This is a genomic window from Citreicella sp. C3M06 (genome assembly GCF_018860705.1).
Taxonomy (GTDB): Bacteria; Pseudomonadota; Alphaproteobacteria; order Rhodobacterales; family Rhodobacteraceae; genus Salipiger.
The window spans coordinates 1-19,040 of sequence record NZ_JAHKQA010000058.1 but is presented as its reverse complement, the minus strand read 5'-3'; the positions used below and the strand labels follow the sequence as shown (position 1 = coordinate 19,040).

The following is a 19,040-nucleotide window of genomic DNA, read 5'->3' as shown; positions in this document are numbered from 1 at the left end:
CACCAGCAGGGGGCAGGTCAGACCCTTTCGCCCAGCCTGAGACCCCATCTGCGCAATTTGTTTTCAACTGAGACGCGGTCAGGATGATCGATGCGGCCTCGTATCTGCCGTGAGCCCGTACTTTCCTCATATCGAGGAACAGCTACCTTCCATAACCCGATCAGCCGTCGACCGGGGCGGCTCCTTCCCACGATTACCCCATGTGCATGAGCAAGCCAGAACCCGCCCGCTACCACACGGCGCACTGGTCCAACTACAACGATGTGCTCAGGAAGCGCGGGTCGGTGCTGGTCCACTGCCCGGCAGCACATGCCAGCATGTGTGAGAGGGTGGTTGGACAAGAGCATAAATTGGCTCGCGCCGCATGACGGCAGGCCCGCTCGCCCCGCAGTGTTCTCGGATGCGGCGATCCAGTTCTGTCTGACGATCAAGGTCCCGTTCAGGCCCCGCTCCGACAAACCACCGGGATGGTTGCCAGCTTGCTGAAGTTGGCGAGCCTGAACTGGACAGTGCCGAACGACACGGCCCTGCGCCGTCCGCAGAGTGAGCTGGGACCGTGGCACGAGTGGGGCCGCGCAAGTCCACCGAACGCTCGCCGCTCAGATCCCGCATTGGCGCGCCGATGGCCCCCTGAACCTGCGAATCCCCCCTCGGGCATTGCAGTGCAATACCCTGTCGTGCAGCGGACAGCAGCGGCATCAAGTTTCTCGGCGACGGAGAATGGCAAGCCGGCAAGCACGGTGTTCAGGGCTGACGCCAATGGCGTAAGGTGCATCTAGCCATGCCTGCCGCCACGCCTGATGTCCGCGCTGTGGCATTCACTCCCAGCAGCGATGGTGACGGTCCTGTTCTGCCGGAATTGCTCTACCAGATCCCCGAAGGCAAAGAGATTGGCATCGTGACCGCCCCCTCTCGCCAGATTGCTTCGCAATCGCCTGCACGGCAATGGACAAACCGCGGAAATCCAGATCCGCGTCCGCTTCACTGCACTCGGCACCGCTAAAACCGTCCGCGTGGCATGACGCCCACGGGGAAAGGGCCATCATGCCTCTGGCATGTGTTGCGCAACAACACCGTTCTGCCCGATGCAAGAACCGTCCCGGATTCAAAGCACTTGATTAGAAAGCGAAAAATATAATATTGTCATCAAGCGGCAAGCCATATAGGGAATGTCGATTAACATAAATTTAGGTAGAATAATGCGCTCGAATGAATTGTGTCGTGCCCCGGATTATCAGATCGCTCGGGGGCGAAAGTCGAAAATTGCCACGAGGTTTCCCACCAAAGCGACGATTTTGGCTGCCGCCCTTAGCGTTGCCCCGTGCATTGCGTCCGCCATCACTCTGAACTTTGGAGACTCGATTCAGTCGGATTTTGCGTCGACTGGGGTAATGAGCTATTACAATGTCGCGGACGGCATCAACGCGACACTGACAAGTGACAGCAGCTTTGTGTCCGGAAATGCCTCGAAAAACGGGTCTGTCGATGACGACATCCGGGTAAACACCAACGCTGGCACGGTCAATCTGACTCTGTCGCTCTTTGATTCGACTGTCGGTGACGGCTTCGAATCCCTTTACGATCCGGGCGTGGATTACGATTGGACGTTAGCATTCTATGACATCGACGGCTACGATCCGACAGGGAGTTGGTACGAAACCGTAACTGTCTATGCCGATGCTGCAAGTGAGCTGACCTATACGGTAACCGAGACCACGGCACTTGACGTCACGTCCGGATCTGGTTCCGTGACCTTTTCTGCAGTCGACGCGCCCGCCGTCAAAGGTCAAGACGGCCTGAATGGTGAACTCACCGACGAGCAGTCATCTGTCGCTGCGATCATCGGAATTTCGAACACATCGGTTCTGGATTTCTCCTTCACGATCGTCGACAATCGTGACTCTAACAGCTCGTCGCGTAACTTGCTGATCGATGGTGGCAACATTTCACTTGCCAGCGCAACGGTCACCACGCCGATCGCGCCGGTTCCGCTTCCGGCGGCTGGCCTTTTGATGATCGCCGCGATGGCAACTATGGGCGTGGCGTCAAGACGGTCTCGCAAGTCCTGAGAAAACCGGAGATAACCTGATCTTCGATTTGACAAAGGAGCGCATCATGCGCTCCTTTTTTTTCGTTAAGAACGGGTGAGGCTGCAACGAGCCACTGAGAATGGCGCCGACTAGGGCCTTCCACGGCGTCTCTCGCTGTCGGTCAGGTCACATCGGCTCCAAGCAATTTCGATTAAGTCAGCCTTCTCCGAAACAGGGCAATGCTGCGAAACCGTTTGACGAGATGACGCACCCGTATCATCCGCAGGCGTGGCATAAGCACGTGAACTGAAGCGCCTTGTGTTTTCAGGCCACGTCCTCCCACAACGGCAACCCGACGTTGCCACGGCACTTCAACATGGGAACGCTGCGCGGCCTCCGAGGTCGGCAGTGAGCCCGAGGTATCGAATGCTGCGAAGCCTGAGGACGGAGCCTACGCGCAGGCAGCAGGGCCTGCAAAAGTCTTGGTGCTTACCGTTGAACGCGGCGAATGGCTCTGGCGAATGACCTGTGTGGATGGCTCCCGCATAGCAAGGCTTAAATGAGATTGCGTGTACCTTTTCAGAAGCGGTCTTGTGTCCGGTCTGTTTGCGCGGTCATCACCGCTGGCCCTGATGGGATTCGCAGATCAGGTTCCTATCTGCTTTGCGGGCAATGGGGCCCGGGACATTCGGCGGAGCGTCCTGATCGTTGCGGCTGAATGGTACACCATCACATCGTTGGTCTTGCTATCTCGTGGATGCGCGCCGACCTACGCCGCGTGCGGTTTGTAGGGCTCGTCTCTGGTCAGCACGGCCCACATGATCCGCGCAGTCTTGTTTGCCATGGCGACGGTGGCAAGCCGGGCGGGCTTTCGCTGCAGGAGGTTCGTCAGCCAGGGATCCGCGCGCTCGGGATGGTTGGCGACCTGCCGCACGCGCGACGTCATTCCGACAACGATGAGCTGGCGCAAATACCGATCGCCCATCTTTGTGATCTTTCCCAATCGCTCCTTGCCGCCGCTGGAGTGGTTGCGCGGTGTTAGCCCCAACCATGCGGCAAACTCTCGGCCACTCTTGAACTGGCGTCCGGACCCGATTGTCGCTGCCACCGCGGATGCCGTCACTGGCCCGACACCGGGAATGGTCTGCAGGAGTTGGGCCTGCCGACTGACGCGGGCGTGGATACGCAACATGGTCTCGTACCAGCCGAGGCGGTTGTGCAGATCGACCAGCTGACGGCTGAGAACGCGCAGAACGTCTTGCGCCAGCTCGGACAATCCGGGCTGCTTGCCGTCGATGACGGTCTTTGCAAATTCGATCGCCCGCGCGACGCCCCGGGCGATGGTGATCCCGAACTCTGCTGCCAGGCTCCGCAGCATGTTGATCAACTGGGTGCGCTGGCGCACGACGAAGTCCCGGGCGCGATGCAGCGAAAGAAGCGCCTGCTGGTCTTCGGACTTGATCTCGACGAACCGCATCGTGGGCCGCGTGACCGCTTCACAGATCGCTTCTGCATCGACAGCGTCGGATTTGCCGCGCTTCACGTAGGGTTTGACGTACATCGGCGGCATCAGCCGGACGGTATGCCCAAGCTTCGAAAGCTCCCGCTCCCAATGGTGGCTCGATGCGCAAGCTTCGATGCCGATGAGACAGGGCGACAGGCGCTGGAAGAACGGCAGGACTTGCGCCCGACGCAAAGGCCGGTTGAACGCGACTTGTCCGTCCTCAACCAATCCATGGACGTGAAAGACGCTTTTGGCCAAATCGAGGCCGACAGTGGCAACTTGCATGGGGTGGCTCCTCTCGATCGCAGATTCTGACACCTGCAGTATGGCGCAATACGACGCCGGGAGCGGGAGCCATCCACCCCATCTGCTCTCGAGCCGCCCAAGACTGAAAGACAATGGCGGAGCGTCTGTATCGACCCGGAGGCAAGAACCAGCAGGCCCCCGGATCGACAGCACCGACTCCCGCCTTCAGGAATGTTCGCGGCTGCTCGTCGCACGCCCGGGCAGACTGAATTGGTGCCACAGATGATGCACCAGTCCAAGACTGGCCAGAGCGAGACCGAACATGGCCATGCCGTGCCATCCGGCGACGCTCATCACCTTGACACCCACCGCAGACCCAAGTGCTGCGGCAATGTAGTAGCCCAGCATGTAAACGGCGTTCATCCGGCTTTGCGCGTTGGGGTCGATCGAGAAAACCCTCACCTGGTTCGGGATCTGAGCACCGAAGACGCCAAGATCCAGCAAGATAATACCGCTCACAAGGCCCGCCATACTGTCACCCCAGATTGCGAGCACCGCGAAGGAGGCCACCACCAGACCAAGAGCCACGGCGATGATCCGCGCAGGGCCATGCGTATCGACAAGCCGACCGGCCAGCTTCGCACCGAAGATGCCCGCCATGCCGACCAGACCGAACAGTCCCGCTTGCTGAACGCTGTAGTCGAACGGCTCTCCGGTGACATGGATGGCAAGCGTCGCCCACAGTGCGTTGAATGCGGCAAACCAAAGCGCGCCGGTCAACGCACTTTCGCGCAGCAAGCGGTGTTTGCGCAAAAGCCCGAACATCGACACGATCAGCGCGGGATAGCTGAGCGATACCTTGGGCTTGTTGTCCGGCAGGTTCATGCGGAGCAGAACGCCGAACAGGGCCGCCATTGCTGCGGCCACCAGAAACACGGCGCGCCAGCCGAAATACTCCGCGATGGTCCCGCTGACCGTGCGAGACAAAAGGATCCCTATGGTCAGGCCGGTCATCAACGTGCCCATTATCGCGCCCTTGCGCGCAGGTGGCGCAAGTGACGCCCCGATCGGCAAAAGTTGTTGTGTGATGTTCGCGCCCAGCCCCACGGCAAAGAACGCAATTATCAAAACGAAAAACCCGGGAGCCACAAAAACGGCAAGCAACGACAGCGTCAGCAGAATCGACAGATATCCGATGAGGCTTCGGCGATTCATCACGTCACCCAAGGGCGAAATGAACAGGATAGCGGCCGCATAGCCCAGCTGCGTGGCCGAGGGGACAAGCCCGACCGCCCCGTCATCGAGCCCGAGTGATTGCTGAATCGAGGGGAGAAGAGGTTGATTATAGTAAAGATTTGCCGCCGTCGCCGCGATGGCTGTCGCCATCAGCAGCAAAAGCGGCCGCGACAGGGGCGTCGGCGTGGATGTGTCGGACATTGCATTGCTTTCTGCTTCGGGCTCAAACAGCTTTCAGGACAGTTTCGCGATCATCGCCTGCGGCGACGGGAGTTTGGCAGGGAAGGTCGAGTGTCTGCGACATGCGCCGCCTTTGAAATGTCTAAGCGGCCGTTTGGCGTGGCCTTGTGATGTGAGGGTCGATGTAATCGGCGCCGATACATAAGGGAAATGCTAATAATTGATTTCAGTTATACATTCAGAGTATAAGTCACCCGATGGAGATCAGAACCCTCAGAACCTTTGTCACCGTGGCCAACCTCAAAGGCTTCTCCGCCGCCGCGCGCGCGCTGAACACGGTGCAACCCGCGATAAGTCGGCAGATATCCGATCTGGAGGATGAACTGGGCGTGCGCCTGTTCTGGCGTTCCACCCGCGAAGTCAGGATCACCACCGCCGGAGAAATCCTTCTACGCGAGGCGAGTGAGATACTCGCCCACGAAGAACGCGCCCGGCATCTTGTGCAACGGGCTGGCGAAGGCCGGTTGGGTCAGCTTCGGATCGGCTTTCTTAGTTCAGCCGCGCAGGGATTTTTGCCCAGCCTCGTTCGAAACTTCACAAAAACCCATCCGCAGGTGCAGGTCTCGCTTGCCGAAATGACGGCCGCCGAGCAGATCGAAGCCCTGGAGGCCGGGCAATTGGACGTCGCCTTGTCCCGCCCCCTTCCCGCTTCGGCGCCGGACTATCTCGAAAGTCTGAATATCTATTCCGACCGTCTCGTGGCCTTCTTGCCGGAAGGAAGCGCGCTTGTGTCACGTCCCTGCGTTTCGCTCAGCGCCTTGTCGAGCTGTTCCTTCGTTTTGTTCAAACGCGAGGGTGCCCCGGATCTGTTCGATCAGGTGGTTAGCGCCTGCCTCCGCGCTGGGTTCTCACCGAAAATCGTCGCCCAAGCCAATTCGATGCAAGCCGTGCTAACGGCAGTCGGCTCGGGCCTTGGCGTCTCGCTTGCCCCGGCCTGTATTCGACATCTGGATACAGACGGGTGTGTCTCGTGCTTTTTAACCGAAGAAACAGCCCCTATCCCGCTCCAGCTGCACTATCTCGGCAGTCGTAGTGAAGCAACGACGCAAGCTTTTGTGGCGCTGGTGAAGGAAGAACGAAAAGCCATTTGCGCGGCCATGGAAACCGGACCCCGCCGCGCTTCGACTTGACCGAAAATTATGTGGTGTAACGGGAAGGGCTTAGAACCTTTGCGCTCAGTCGTTTACCGAACTCAGTTTGACATCGGTCTCAAATCGGCCGTTCGGCAGCCCATGCCGCGAACTGCAATTTGTCCCCCAAAGCGGCTGTATTGCACCAATCCAGGAGGGATGCATGTCGTGACTCCAGTGTGGTGGCTGGCCCTCATGAGCAAACCGACATCACCTAGCTATAAGACGACGAGTTGGGCTGATTATAACGCGGCGCTCAAGCGCCGCGGATCACTGACGATCTGGTTCGATCCCGAGATGAACTGGGATGCTGAACCTTCCGGCAAGAAGGGCAGGTCGCGGACATTCAGTGACGCTGCCATCCAGACCTGTTTGACGATGAAGGTGCTGTTAGGGATGGCCCTGCGTCAGACGACGGGCTTTGTGAAAAGCCTGCTTCGGCTGACGGGCCTCAATTGGAACGTCTGTAACTTCAGCACCATCTGCCGCCGCCAAAGGACGCTTGCGGTCAACATTGCGTATCGCGGCTCGAAGGGCCCGCTACATCTTCTGATAGACAGCACCGGCATCAAGGTTGAAAGGGAAGGCGAATGGAACACGCGCAAGCATGGCGGCCCAAAACGACGTGTCTGGCCGAACTCGGGAACCATGCCTCGCGAAATCCGATTTCCCTGTACGCCGCAGGGGATTGCTCATCTTGAGCCGATCGTCGCAAACACCAGCCGGGATCAATTCGTGCAGGGATGAAGGGGCAATTTCGGGTCAGGATCATACTGCGACGCTTCTCGACCGCCTGACATTTTCGTCAGGTCGGTGTTCTTCCCCTTTGCACCCATCGGTAACGCGATAGGTTAAGCGGAGTTGTCATATGGAAGACCCCATGCGCCCTGCACTGCTACTCACCCTTCTCCTGGCTCAAGCGACAACGGCCTCGGCCGGAAATATCAGCTTTGGCAATGGTTGGCAGGAGCAACGTTTGTCGTTGTTCAGCTCCAACGATTATCGGTTTGGTACCAACCTCAGCCTAATTTCCAAAGGATCGGTGTCGATCGCCTGGACGCGTCTGCCACAGGCGGATTGGGGCACCTCGAGCGCATCATGGACCTGGACGGTGGACCAGTCCGTTCCGGCAACAAACCTTGCGCAGAAGGGCGGCGATGATCGGAATATCTCGCTCTACTTTGTTTTCGTGCCCGAACGCATGGCGCCGGAGCTTGAGGGCGCCAACATCCGTAGCCTGCTTGGAAATGATGATGTGCGGATCATGCAATATACTTGGGGGGGAGATCACGCAAAGGGCGAGATCATTCGCTCACCTTATGGCCCGCCGGGTCAGGGTGTAACCATTGCGTTGAGGCAAGCTGGAATCGGATCGCATCGCGAGAGTGTCGACCTGGCGGCAGATTATTCCCGCGCCTTCGGAGGCAACAAGGGTGCGCTCGTCGGGCTGGCCGTATCGGGCGACAGTGACGATACAAATAGCGCCATCAGAGCCGCGATCGGAGACCTGTGGCTAGAATAGGCGTTGATGATGTGACCGCCCGAGGCACCAAGCTACAACCGACTACCTCCCTCCCGCCTCACACCAACTGCACCGCTTCTCGTTCACGAAAATGGTCAAAAATCGCGGTGCCCTCTTCTTCTGAACACCACTAAATTTCGGGGGGATTACCCTCCCATCGCCGCCCTGAAGGAATGGCAACACGACAGACCCGACCTGGTCAGAAAACGGGCCTGCAATCATCCGGGATGTGACATCTAGGCCGCTCTTTTCGATGAACGGATGGCAAAAGAGATGGCGGCGTCACTGGCGCACGCAGCGCAGACATTGCCCGGATCGTCCGTTGCCGTTGAAGCCGACTTCGGGAGGTTGGGTGGGGCGGCCATCGCACTGAAAGCAATGAAGCGACCCGAGAGTAACGGGTCGCTTCCAGTTTGACGGCCGGGGTAAATTCTGCCCACACTTTCCAACGTCCCGGCCGGTCTTGGCCATGGACCCGTTGCGCCCCGAGGGTTGAGGCATCGGGTCTCTTGCTGGCCGTTATCCCCTCGGCTGCGGCGTGCCTTCCACAGCCAAGCGGACCTGACTACTGCTCGGGCCTGACTCAGAAAGTCATCTGGAGCCCCAGATAATATGTGCGCCCAGGGCCATTGGCGGTTGCGGCGTAGGGCAGATATTCCTCGTCTCCGACGTTCGCCACCTTGGCGGTGATCAGAAGATTGTCGCTCGGCTCATAGCTCGCGAAGATATCCCACAGCCCGTAAGCATCGCTTTTCTCTTCGCTGTCGATCGAAACCCCGGCGGCCGTATAGCTGTAGGTCGCGCCGGTGGTCAGTTTGCCATTCATGAAGTGACGTGCCAGCGTCGTCGAGAACGTCTCGGGCGGTTGAAGCTCGTAGCCCTCATAGCCCGACGGCGGTGTCGAGTCCGAATTGGTGTAAGAGAGCGCACCCGACCACAGTTCGGAGTCGTAAGCGACCTCAAGTTCGAGACCCTGCGTGACCGTCGTGCCGTCAATATTGTCGTAATATGCAAGCGTCGTCGCCCCAAGAGAGGTATACGTGTCCTCCGTGACGTAGGCGACGTAGTCTTCGACGTTCATCTTGAAGTAAGCGACGCGCGCAGTGAGGCGATCCCCGGCGGTCAGCAAATCATGGCGCGCGATATTGACACCGATTTCGCCGCCCTCAGAGGTCTCGGTCTCGAGATCGGGGTTCGGCCCGAGATAGAGGTTGAAGACGCCGTAGCCGTGGAAGCTTTCCTGCAGGGTCTCTTGCAACGACGGCGCCCGGCTGCTTCGCGAGTAAGAGACATAGGGCTGCAGCCAGTCGTTGACCCGATAGGCCAGCGTCAGTTTCGGATCGAAAGACGTCTCGTCGATATCGACATCGCCCGACTCCAGTTCGTTGTCGAGGTGACCCGTCAGGCTGTAGTCGCTGTAGCGCAGCGCGGCGGTGACTTCCCACGGACCGTTCGAGAACGTGTTCTCGGAGAAGATGCCAAGGTTCTTCGCTTCACCGTAGGTTGGGTTCGCACCCCCTTCTGCGCCGCCCAGCACGTCTTCGTAATACTCGAAGCCATTGGTCGAGCTGAGCCTCCAGCCCCCGAGCGCAAGCTCGCTGACATTGGTGACGTCGAGCCCGGTGGTGATGGTCTGCATCTGGCGTCCGACATAAGAGCCGGTGCCGTCGATCGAGCCGGTGTATTCATTGTCGGTGACCGAGCGATAGAGGTTCGCGGTCAGGTTGATCGCCGGGCTGTAGTCGAGCGTGTAGCCCAGCTTGTAGAGGTCGGTCGTCATCTCCTGATAGTAGGAGTTGGAGGCGTAATCCGCGTTCATCCGGGTCACCAGAAGCTCTAGGCTCTGGGTCTCGGTCAGCTCATAACGGCCGCGCAGCATATAGCTGTCGCGATCTTTGTCGGTGTTGTCGACCGTGTTGCCTGCGCCATCCTCAAAAGCATCGGCGGTGGCCCTTGCATAGGCCGCCAGCACCGAACCACGCTCACCCACATAAGCGGCGGCCCCCATGCGCCCGAAGTCATCGCCATTGTCGCCATAGCTCAGCTTGACGCGGCCACCGGCGCCCTGACCATCAACGATGTCCTCTGCGTCGATCAGCCGGAAATTCGCCCCACCGGCGGAGCCACTGCCGCCCGCGGTCACCACCGCGCCGCGGGTGATGTCGATGCCCTGCAGGAACAGCGGTTCAAAATTCGCGTAGCCCTCCGAGGCGTGCCCATTGAAGCGGAAGTTCTGCGGCACCCCCTCGACGGTCATCGCGACCCGGCCCTGCCCCTGAAGCCCGCGGATCGACACGGCAACACCGGGCTGGCCCGGGTTCAGGCGCGTCGACGCGCCGGGCGTTTGGCGGATCACATCATCCACCGTTGCCGTGCCCCCCTGCGCGGTCACGGCATTGCCCTCAAGGTGCGAGGTGTTTTCCCCCGCGTAGGCCGGCGTGCCGTCTGCGGTATAGCCGAGGACGATGCGCCCGAGGTACAGATCGTCGCCCTCTTCCGTCTCCTGCGCCACGGCGCTCGTTCCGGTTACAGCCATCGCCAGCGCCATTGCGGTTGCGCATCGGTAAGTTGCAGCAAGTCTCATCGTTATCCGTCCTTGTCCCTTCGCCGACGCCAAGGCGCGCTCTGGCCCTCGCCTGTCGCGACGCGACGGCACACTCGTTATCGAACGGCATCAGCTGGGCTGGCCGCTCGGTTTTTTTGGTTTTGGAGATCTCGCTTGCACATGCGTTCGGAACTGTCGTCCTGAACGCTGTCAGCTGGCGCTTTCAGAGGGTTAGGTCAGGCCAGAACCGAAAGTCAAGTAATTTAGTCAAGAATTTGATCCCGCCTTCCTGCCGCGTCACTACGCGCCAATCTCTGGCATGCCCGCGGGGACATCGACGACAGTTCTTGCGTCCTCGCGCTTACCTGAGTAGATACATCAGGAATAAACGCATACCCTTGCTCCAGCCATTGCACCTGCGGGTGCGAGCCAGACACCTCTCCCCCCAAGGCCAGGAGTGACTTGATGGCTCAGAACCCGCCACTATCCGCGCAGGACATCCGCACCGCGCGCATCGAAAAATCCAACCTTCGCGAACGCGATCTGGCCGAGCAGCTTGGCATCAGCGAAGCGCAGCTTATGGCCGCGCATGTCGGCCACGGTGTCACCCGGATTACTGCCGATCCAGACAGGCTGATGACCGCTGCTGAAAAGCTGGGCGAGGTCATGGCGCTGACCCGGACCCCATCATGCGTGCATGAAAAGGTCGGTCGCTACGCCAATTACCATTCCGGTGAGCACGCCTCGATGGTGCTCAACGAAGAGATCGATCTGCGCCTCTTCCCGCGCCACTGGGTGCATGGTTTTGCCCTTGACCAGCAGACCGAAAAAGGCCGCCGCCGGGCGCTGCTGGTATTCGATGCCGCGGGTGATGCGGTGCATAAGATCCACATGCGCGAGGGCTCGGAGCACGGCGCATGGGAGGCGGTGGTGGCAGACCTCGCGCTCGAGGCCCAAAACGACACGCTGCAGACTGAACCGCGCGAGGCACCGGAGCCCGCGACGTCCCGGCCCGACCGCGCAGACGATTTGCGCGCGAACTGGGACAAGCTGACCGACACCCACCAGTTCCTGACGATGGTCCACCGCCTGAAGATGAACCGGCTTGGTGCCTACCGCATTGCCGGGTCACCCTACGTGCGCCCTGTCGCACCACAAAGCCTTGAGGCCCTGTTCACCGAGCTTTCGGCGAAACAGGTTCCCGTCATGATCTTCGTCGGCAATCAGGGTTGCATCCAGATTCACTCCGGTCCGGTCACCAATATCAAGATGATGGGGCCGTGGCTAAACGTGCTGGACCCGGGCTTTGACATGCATCTGCGCAGCGATCATGTCGCCGAGGTCTGGGAAGTCCGCAAGCCGACGCGCCGCGGCATGGCGGTGTCGATAGAAGCCTTCGATGCACAGGGCCGGATCATTCTGCAGATCTTCGGCGTGCGTAAACCTCAGGACCGCGTGGCAGAGTTCGAGGCCATCGCCGATACCCTGCCCGAAGCCGCGCCCGAAGAGGTGATGTCGTGAGACCCGCGCTCTCGCGCCTGTGGGCGGCCCGAGTTGCGCGTTTTGCCCCTGTCGCCTTGGCCGTGCTGATGGCCAGTTCATTGCAGGCCCAGGAACCGCAGCGCATTGTCTCAATCGGCGGCTCGGTGACCGAGATCGTTTACGCCCTCGGCGAGCAGGACCGCTTGGTGGCCCGCGACACCACGTCGAATTTCCCCGAAGAGGTGAGCCAACTCCCCGACATCGGCTACATCCGACGCCTGTCGCCTGAGGGTGTGCTGTCGATGAACCCCTCGCTCATCCTCACCGAAGAAGGCGCAGGCCCGCCCGAAGCCGTCGAATTGCTCGAAGCCGCCAGCATCGAGTTCGCGGAAATCCCCGCAGGCTATGACCGCGAGGCCGTGCTGACCAAGATTCGCCGCGTCGCCGAGGTTCTGAGCGTGCCCGAGAAAGGCGAGGCGCTCGCTGCGGAAGTGGCCGCCGATCTGGATGACGCGGCTGAGGTCGCGGCCAAGGAAGCGGGGGCCGCGCCGCGCCGGGTGCTCTTTGTGCTGTCGATGCAGGGCGGACGCATCATGGCGGGCGGCACCGACACCGCCGCAGAAGGGGTCATTCGCCTTGCTGGCGGGGTGAATGCCGTCACCGGCTTCGAGGGTTACAAGCCGCTGTCCGACGAGGCCATCATTGCCGCCGCTCCTGACGTGATCCTGATGATGGCGCGTGGCGGAGAAATGGGCGTCAGCGACGAAGACCTGTTTGCGCAGCCCGCCATCCTCTCGACCCCGGCTGGCGAGACCCGCTCGGTGTTGCGCATGGATGGGATGAAGATGCTCGGCTTCGGACCGCGCACCGCCGAGGCGGTCGTAGAATTGGCGCACGCGCTGGCAGGCGACTGACATGGTTGCGATCCACCCCGACGCCCATGCGGCAGGTGATCGGCGCAAACTGGCGCGCTCTACAACTTGGGTGCTGGTGGCGCTGCTGCTGGCGACCGCCTGGGCAAGCCTTGCCGTGGGCGCTTCGGGCGTGTCGCTGCCCGCCGCAATCGGCGATCTTCTGGCCGGGCGCGAGCTCGAGGCGCGCACGCGGATCATCCTGTGGGACATCCGTCTTCCACGACTGCTGACCGGCATGATGGTGGGGGCGTCTCTGGCCGTGGCCGGGACTGTCCTGCAGGGGCTGTTCCGCAACCCGCTGGCCGATCCCGGCCTCGTCGGGGTCAGCGCCGGTGCCGGGCTTGGCGCGATTTCGGCGATCGTGCTGGGCGGGCTTTTGCCGCTGGGGCTTTCCGAGGTCTTTGGTCCAGCGCTGGTGCCGGTGATGGCCTTTGCGGGCAGTTGGCTTTCGGTCAGCGTGCTATACCTTATCGCGACGCGCGGCGGGCGCACCTCGGTGGCCACCATGCTACTTGGCGGGATCGCTCTTGCCGCGATGACGGCGGCCTTCTCCGGGCTGCTGATCTACATCGCAGACGACCAGCAGCTGCGCGATCTGACCTTCTGGAGCCTCGGCTCGCTCGCCGGGTCATCGTGGAGCAGGACGCTTTATGCCGCGCCCTTGATGCTGACGGCGCTCGTCGCCGCCCCGGCTCTGGCGCGCGGATTGAACGCGCTGGCCCTAGGCGAGTCGGCGGCGCATCATCTGGGCATCCCGGTGCAGCGGCTGAAAACCTTGGCGATCCTCGTTGTCGCGGCCGCCGTAGGCGCGGCCACCGCGATTTCGGGGGGCATCGGCTTTGTCGGCATCGTCGTGCCGCATCTGCTGCGGCTCGCCACCGGCCCTGAACACCGTGCACTGCTGATCAACTCTGCGCTGCTCGGGGCCAGCCTGCTGCTCATCGCCGATGTGATCAGCCGCAGTATCGTCGCGCCCAGCGAACTGCCCATCGGCATCATCACGGCGGTGGTCGGCGGACCGTTCTTTTTGTGGATCCTGCTGCGCCGCCGCGCCAACCTGGAGATCTGAGCGATGCTCGACGCCCGCGACATCACCGTGGCCTTTGGTCACCGCCGCGTCCTCGACCGCGTGACCTTCCGCGCCGCCCCCGGCGCGCTGACGGCCATTGTCGGGCCCAACGGATCGGGCAAGACAACGCTGCTGCGCGCCATGACCGGCGAGCTGAACTATGCGGGACGCATTATGCTGGGCGGCGAGGACCTCTCGACGATCCCAGTCTGGCGGCTGGCGCTGCGGCGCGCGGTGCTCTCTCAATTCACCCCGCTGGCGTTTCCTTTCACCGTTGCCGAGGTTGTTGGTCTGGGCCAGATCCGCCGAGGTCCTGGCAGTGCAGCCGATCTCACGCCGCGCGCGCTGGCGCGGGTCGGCCTGAGCGGTTACGCAAACCGTCCCTATCAAGAGCTGTCCGGCGGCGAACAGCAGCGCGTTCAGCTTGCCCGTGTCTTGTGCCAAGTGTGGGAGCCGGTCGAGGCCGGTGAGGCCCGCTGGCTGTTCCTGGACGAACCAGTCTCGAGCCTCGATATCGCGCATCAGCTGCAGGTCATGCAGATCGCCCGGGACTTTGCCGACGCCGGCGGCGGGGTAGTGGCGATCATGCACGATCTGAACCTCACGGCGATGTTCGCCGACAGCGTCGCACTCCTTGCCGAGGGGCGCCTGCTCGAACAGGCCAGCCCAGAGGCGCTGCTGCGCGATGACCTGCTATCGCGCGCCTATGGGTGCAACCTCCGCGTGAGCACTCCGCCACCCAGCGGTCCCTATGTGCTGCCACAGGCATTTTCGCAAAGTTTTCTGTAGCACGCTTCCAAGGATATGTCAGCGCCGTGACATGGTGAATTAAGGAACGGCATCCATGAGCGATTTCAAGGGCGCACATTATCCGAATCCAGTCATCCTGCACGCAGTATTCTTCTACATACGCGATGCGGTCTCGTATCGGGATCTCGAAGAAACCCTCGCTGAGAGAGGCGTTACAGTCGACCACGCCGCGCTGGATCGCTGGGTGGTGAAATACTCTCCGCTGATCGCCGCAGTGATGCAGGCACGGAAGCGGCCGACGGCCACGTCTTGGCGCGCCGATGAAACCTACATCAAAGTATAAAGTCGCTGGGCTTATCTCTACCGAGCTGTGGATGGCATCAACCAAACCCTTGAGTTCATGCTGCCAAAGCGTTTCGATGTTGGATGTGACCGAGAACTGACCTGGCGTTGTCATCGAGATTTGACGCGCCGGTCAGCGTGTTGCTCGGCTCATGACGGGGTCAACAGTGGCGTTTCCTTCCTGTTCTTTTTCACGGTCTCCGAACTGGCCTTGAAGCGATAGCTGTCGTTTCCGGTCTCCAGGATGTGGCAGCGGTGTGTGAGGCGATCGAGGAGCGCGGTGGTCATCTTGGCGTCCCCTGCCCGGCAGGGCATCGCGAAACGATGTCCCGAGAGAGGCCGAAGACGCTGGTCCATTCGCTGAAGCTCAGGTTCATGGTGATCACGACGCTGGTGCGCTCATAGAGTTTGCTGAGGAGGTGGAACAGCAAGGCACCGCCCGAGGCGCTGAACGGCAGGTATCCGAGTTCGTCCCTTGCCCGGCAGCACATGCTGCGCATGTCCAAGAGGAGAGGATCACCAATTCGGTTTTCACCAGCGCCTCGGCGTTCTTCCCGGCCCTTCCCAGCGCCTTTTCCTGTTCCAGCGCGTTCACCAGCTCGACCGTGGAGAAGAAGCGCACGCGTTTGCGGTGATGCTCGATCGCCTGAACGCCGAGAGCCGGCGCGACATGGCTTTTCCCGGTGCCGAGCCCGCCAATAAGGACCACGTTCTCGGCGGCATCCAGCAACTCGCATCGGTGGAGTTGCCGCACGAGGGCCGCGCTGGCCGCGCAGTCGAAGCCCGACAGGTTCTTGTGGGCCGGGAAGCGCGCGGCCTTCATGTGATAAGAGATGGGCCGCACTTCACGTTCGGCCATTTCGGCCTTCAGCAATTGCGACAGGATCGGGATCGCCGCGTCGAACGCAGGCGCGCCCTGTTCCATGAGGTCATGCACGGCCTGCGCCATGCTTGGCATCTTCAGGCTGCGGAGCATGATGACGATGGCAGCTCCGGCGGGATCATGACGCATGGCGTTTCCCTCCGGATGTGCGCAGCCCATCGTAGCGTGCGACATTGGCCTCGGGCTCCTTGCTCAGCGTCAAGGTCGGTGGCGGCGTTACGTCCGGCCTTTAGAATAACGCGCCGCTCACCAGCCTGCGCAACAGGTTCAGCAGGTGGGTCTTGATCGCCGCGCCGGACTTCAGCGCCATGTCCACCGCGCGCAGAACCACCTGTTCGTCGTGAGGCAACACCAAGGACAGAACGTCCACCATCCAATGCACGACAGGGTATTCCGGAGGAATGCCGCGAAAGAGACCCGACCGCCGCCGGGCCTGCGCAGCATCTGATCCTGCAGCTCACGAAAGCCCTCCGGCATCTCGACAAACGGGGTGGCGTTGCGCAGAGCATCGGGCTTGCGCTGGAGCACGGTACGGCAATGGCGCCTGTCATAGATGGCGCGGCCCGGGTGCCGGTGCGACCTTGCAATGATGCGCTGGTGCTCGCAGACGACGTGCCCTTCGGCGTCATGCCGAATGTATCCAGCATGATAACAAGCCTTTCGGGGTAGATGTGCAGGCTGACGGGCCGGTTCGCAAAGCTGGCAGGCACGCAGTAGCGATTGCGATCAAACGTGATGAGGCAAGTCGGAGATACCCGCTTGCTTTGCTCGACATAGCCGTCGAACGCCGTAGGCAACGGCATCAGCCAAGACTTCTCGGCTTCCCAGACCTGTGCGATGCTGCCAGCCAAGCCGCCATGTGCGGTCTCGGCCCACAGCGCCTTGCACCGTTCTTCCAGCCAGCGGTTCAGCGCATCAAGATCAGGGAAGGTGGGCATCACCTGCCACATCCGGCTGCGCGCATCGCGGACGTTCTTCTCGACCTGGCCCTTTTCCCATCCCGCAGCCGGATTGCAGAAGCCCGGTTCGAACACGTGGTGGCTGCTCATCGCCATGAAGCGCGCATTCACGTCGCGCTTCTTGCCAACGCCCACGCGGTCCACCGCCGTGCGCGCGCGCATTGCGCTTGAACCAATGGCGCGCAATTCGCGCTGTCGTAGATCCCGCGGCCCGGAACGCCTTCGAAGACCCTGAACGCATGCCAGTGCGCGTCGAACAGCATCTCGTGTGTCTGCAGCAAATACGCCCTGACCAGGAAGGCCTGGCTGTGCGCAAGCTTGATGTGCGCGACCTGCAGCTTGGTTCGTTCACCCCCGATGATCGCGTAATCTTCGCTCCAATCGAATTGGAAGGCTTCGCCCGGCTTGAACACTAGGGGCACAATGTCCCGCGATCCGTCGTGCTCTGCGCCCGCTGCCGGTCTGATTTCCAGGCGCGGACAAAGGCCGAGACCCGCTCGTAGGACCCGTCGAACCCCAGCTGAACCAGATCCGCGTGCATCTGCTTTGCCGTCCGCCGCTCCTTGCGCGACTTGCGCTGTTCGGCCAGCAACCAGACCGACAGCTTCTCCGCGTACGGGTCGAGCTTGCTTGGCCGCGACGGCACGTTGAACTTGGGATCGACTATCCCGGCCCGCAGGTAGCGCCTGATGGTATTGCGCGACAGTCCAATCCGCCGCGAAATCTCCCGGATGGGCATCTTGTCCCGTAGTGCACACCCTCGAATGACGCTCAAAAAATCCATGTCCATCACTCCAAAGACCCCCGACAAATCCCGTCAGGGGGAGGGTTCCACATAGGTCAATTCTCAGTGACAGTTCCTATCGCCGCTGGGTCAGGTCTCAGTGACATCCAACATTGTATGGCAACGTCTTGTGTCGTAGGCACCATCCATTGCCCGGCAGGCGACTTCGAAGCAATCGGCCGACAGGGGGCCGTTCTGGTGCCGATGTTCTCGCCAACGAGGATTTGCTCCAACAGGTCTGGCAGGACCGGGCTGTCGCCGTCTCGGCTGGGTGTAAACTCTACCGCCCGAATGTCGGAGGTCGTAGCATCCTTCGCTAGGTGAACCTGACGCCATCGACGGCGGCCATGAACACCGTGCTTGCGGGCTTGCCACGCGCCGTCACCGAAGAACTTGATCCCGGTGCTGTCCACGAGCAAGTTGAGCGGCCTTTCTGTGCGTCGATACGGGATTTGGACGGCCAACGCCTTTTTGCACTCGGCAAAGCGTCGTGTCGTCAGGCACCTCCCAATCCAGCCCCGCCAAATTGAGCAAGCTGGCCTCCATCCCGGTTGTCTGCCGGAGCGGCAGCTTAAACAGCACCTTGATCCCCTCTCGGGACATTGATGTGAAATGCCCTGCCGAGCAGTGGACAGGCAAAACTGGATCGCCGCGTTCGAAAAAACTGGTGGCCTCCCCGCTCGTCCCTCATGCGGCGCGAGCCAGTTCACGCCCTTGTCCAACCACCCTCTCACACATGCAGGCATGGGCTGCCGGGCAGTGGATCAACAGCGACCCGCGCTTCCTGAACGCATCGTTGTAGGTGGCCCAGTTGGTCGTGCGGTAGCGGGCGGGTGATGGCTTACTCATGCCGGCCATCTAACCACATGGATTCGCGATGTGAATCCTACACCGGCAGAGTTCTGCAACATCGCCTGGTCGCAGGCCCCTCTGAGTTGACGATTTGGGTCTTTCCCACCTTCAGACAGGCGGTTCCCATGAAGGAAGAGAAGACCACCCTGCTGCGTCAGCGGATGATCGAGGGCATGAATATTCGCGGGCTGTGCGAAAAGTCGCAAAAGCGCACAGCCGGAATGTGAGGCATTTCGCGTCATTCCTCGGTCGGCTGCCCGACGCAGCCGCCCATGAAGCTCTGCGTGCCCATCCACTCAATATGACACAGGACGGGGTATCGGCCGGCACGTGCAACGTTCGCATCATTTCCCAGCGGGGCTTTTTCGGCGGCACTTGCGGACGTTTAGGATGAATGAAGCGTCATGCAGTTTCATCGTAAGCTGCGCAAATTTCTGATCGTGTCCCACGTCGATGAGGTGGAGCAATGCCCCGCCTTTCATTGGGGGATTACCTCAAACCGCGACCAAACTGACCAATCTCCCACCGGTTCTGGAGTGCGCCCTTTGGGCT

10 protein-coding genes and 6 pseudogenes are annotated in these 19,040 nt (G+C 61.1%); 10 read left to right on the top strand and 6 right to left on the bottom strand.

Translation table 11 applies throughout. The features are described 5' to 3' along the window. Positions 1-206 precede the first annotated feature (206 nt). Positions 207-907 (top strand): annotated as a pseudogene (locus KO516_RS13685) (transposase); the annotation flags it as partial. Positions 908-1,391: 484 nt separating this feature from the next. Further along, the gene (locus KO516_RS13680; RefSeq protein ID WP_216004345.1) at positions 1,392-2,069 is read left to right on the top strand and encodes a VPLPA-CTERM sorting domain-containing protein; all 678 of its coding nucleotides are present in this window, start codon (positions 1,392-1,394) and stop codon (positions 2,067-2,069) included. A gap of 730 nt (positions 2,070-2,799) precedes the next feature. Here the strand turns inward: KO516_RS13680 and KO516_RS13675 are convergent. Together KO516_RS13675 and KO516_RS13670 are read right to left on the bottom strand one after the other, a co-directional pair. Further along, positions 2,800-3,819, bottom strand: coding sequence for an IS110 family transposase (locus KO516_RS13675; RefSeq protein ID WP_216004344.1), 1,020 nt, complete (start codon positions 3,817-3,819; stop codon positions 2,800-2,802). 186 nt (positions 3,820-4,005) lie between these two features. Then, positions 4,006-5,217, bottom strand: a complete 1,212-nt coding sequence (locus KO516_RS13670; RefSeq protein ID WP_216004343.1) for an MFS transporter — start codon at positions 5,215-5,217, stop codon at positions 4,006-4,008. A gap of 236 nt (positions 5,218-5,453) precedes the next feature. On the opposite strand from KO516_RS13670, the gene KO516_RS13665 reads away from it, so the two are divergent. The 3 genes and pseudogenes from KO516_RS13665 (at position 5,454) to KO516_RS13655 (ending at position 7,908) form a co-directional block, all read left to right on the top strand. Then, positions 5,454-6,386 carry a LysR family transcriptional regulator gene (locus KO516_RS13665; protein ID WP_216004342.1) on the top strand — a complete coding sequence of 311 codons (933 nt, stop codon included), beginning with the start codon at positions 5,454-5,456 and terminating at the stop codon, positions 6,384-6,386. Positions 6,387-6,581: 195 nt separating this feature from the next. Continuing rightward, positions 6,582-7,019 (top strand): annotated as a pseudogene (locus KO516_RS13660) (IS5 family transposase); the annotation flags it as partial. Positions 7,020-7,254: 235 nt separating this feature from the next. Further along, entirely contained in the window at positions 7,255-7,908 is a 654-nt protein-coding gene (locus KO516_RS13655; protein ID WP_252737602.1) for a DUF3047 domain-containing protein, read from the top strand. A gap of 583 nt (positions 7,909-8,491) precedes the next feature. Here KO516_RS13655 and KO516_RS13650 read toward each other — a convergent pair. After that, a complete protein-coding gene (locus KO516_RS13650) occupies positions 8,492-10,492 on the bottom strand; it encodes a TonB-dependent receptor domain-containing protein (protein WP_216004341.1) in 2,001 nt (666 codons plus the stop codon). A gap of 426 nt (positions 10,493-10,918) precedes the next feature. Between KO516_RS13650 and KO516_RS13645 the strand changes: the two genes are divergently transcribed. From KO516_RS13645 to KO516_RS13625, 5 genes and pseudogenes are all read left to right on the top strand, one after another. Further along, on the top strand, positions 10,919-11,974 hold the full coding sequence (locus tag KO516_RS13645) for a hemin-degrading factor (protein ID WP_216004340.1): 1,056 nt from the start codon (positions 10,919-10,921) through the stop codon (positions 11,972-11,974). Beyond that, entirely contained in the window at positions 11,971-12,849 is an 879-nt protein-coding gene (locus KO516_RS13640) for a hemin ABC transporter substrate-binding protein (protein WP_371742086.1), read from the top strand. The genes KO516_RS13645 and KO516_RS13640 overlap by 4 nt, the downstream gene beginning before the upstream one ends. Before the next feature lies 1 nt (position 12,850). Further along, on the top strand, positions 12,851-13,918 hold the full coding sequence (locus KO516_RS13635) for an iron ABC transporter permease (protein WP_216004339.1): 1,068 nt from the start codon (positions 12,851-12,853) through the stop codon (positions 13,916-13,918). A 3-nt stretch (positions 13,919-13,921) separates the two neighbouring features. After that, positions 13,922-14,707, top strand: coding sequence for a heme ABC transporter ATP-binding protein (locus KO516_RS13630; RefSeq protein ID WP_216004338.1), 786 nt, complete (start codon positions 13,922-13,924; stop codon positions 14,705-14,707). A gap of 55 nt (positions 14,708-14,762) precedes the next feature. Next, positions 14,763-15,089, top strand: a pseudogene (locus KO516_RS13625) (IS6 family transposase); the annotation flags it as partial. Positions 15,090-15,160: 71 nt separating this feature from the next. On the opposite strand, the pseudogene istB reads toward KO516_RS13625, so the two are convergent. The 3 pseudogenes from istB to KO516_RS13610 all read right to left on the bottom strand — a co-directional run. Next, positions 15,161-16,022, bottom strand: a pseudogene (gene istB, locus KO516_RS13620) (IS21-like element helper ATPase IstB). After that, positions 16,012-17,636: pseudogene (istA, locus tag KO516_RS13615) on the bottom strand (IS21 family transposase). The pseudogenes istB and istA overlap by 11 nt, the downstream one beginning before the upstream one ends. A gap of 108 nt (positions 17,637-17,744) precedes the next feature. Then, positions 17,745-18,485, bottom strand: a pseudogene (locus KO516_RS13610) (IS5 family transposase); the annotation flags it as partial. Positions 18,486-19,040 lie beyond the last annotated feature (555 nt).

What these genes read in the sequence shown, in the direction of transcription:
- KO516_RS13680 (WP_216004345.1), top strand. Translation starts at nt 1,392, where the DNA reads ATGAGCTATTACAATGTCGCGGACGGCATCAACGCGACACTGACAAGT.
- KO516_RS13675 (WP_216004344.1), bottom strand. Translation starts at nt 3,819, where the DNA reads ATGCAAGTTGCCACTGTCGGCCTCGATTTGGCCAAAAGCGTCTTTCAC.
- KO516_RS13670 (WP_216004343.1), bottom strand. Translation starts at nt 5,217, where the DNA reads ATGTCCGACACATCCACGCCGACGCCCCTGTCGCGGCCGCTTTTGCTG.
- KO516_RS13665 (WP_216004342.1), top strand. Translation starts at nt 5,454, where the DNA reads ATGGAGATCAGAACCCTCAGAACCTTTGTCACCGTGGCCAACCTCAAA.
- KO516_RS13655 (WP_252737602.1), top strand. Translation starts at nt 7,255, where the DNA reads ATGGAAGACCCCATGCGCCCTGCACTGCTACTCACCCTTCTCCTGGCT.
- KO516_RS13650 (WP_216004341.1), bottom strand. Translation starts at nt 10,492, where the DNA reads ATGAGACTTGCTGCAACTTACCGATGCGCAACCGCAATGGCGCTGGCG.
- KO516_RS13645 (WP_216004340.1), top strand. Translation starts at nt 10,919, where the DNA reads ATGGCTCAGAACCCGCCACTATCCGCGCAGGACATCCGCACCGCGCGC.
- KO516_RS13635 (WP_216004339.1), top strand. Translation starts at nt 12,851, where the DNA reads ATGGTTGCGATCCACCCCGACGCCCATGCGGCAGGTGATCGGCGCAAA.
- KO516_RS13630 (WP_216004338.1), top strand. Translation starts at nt 13,922, where the DNA reads ATGCTCGACGCCCGCGACATCACCGTGGCCTTTGGTCACCGCCGCGTC.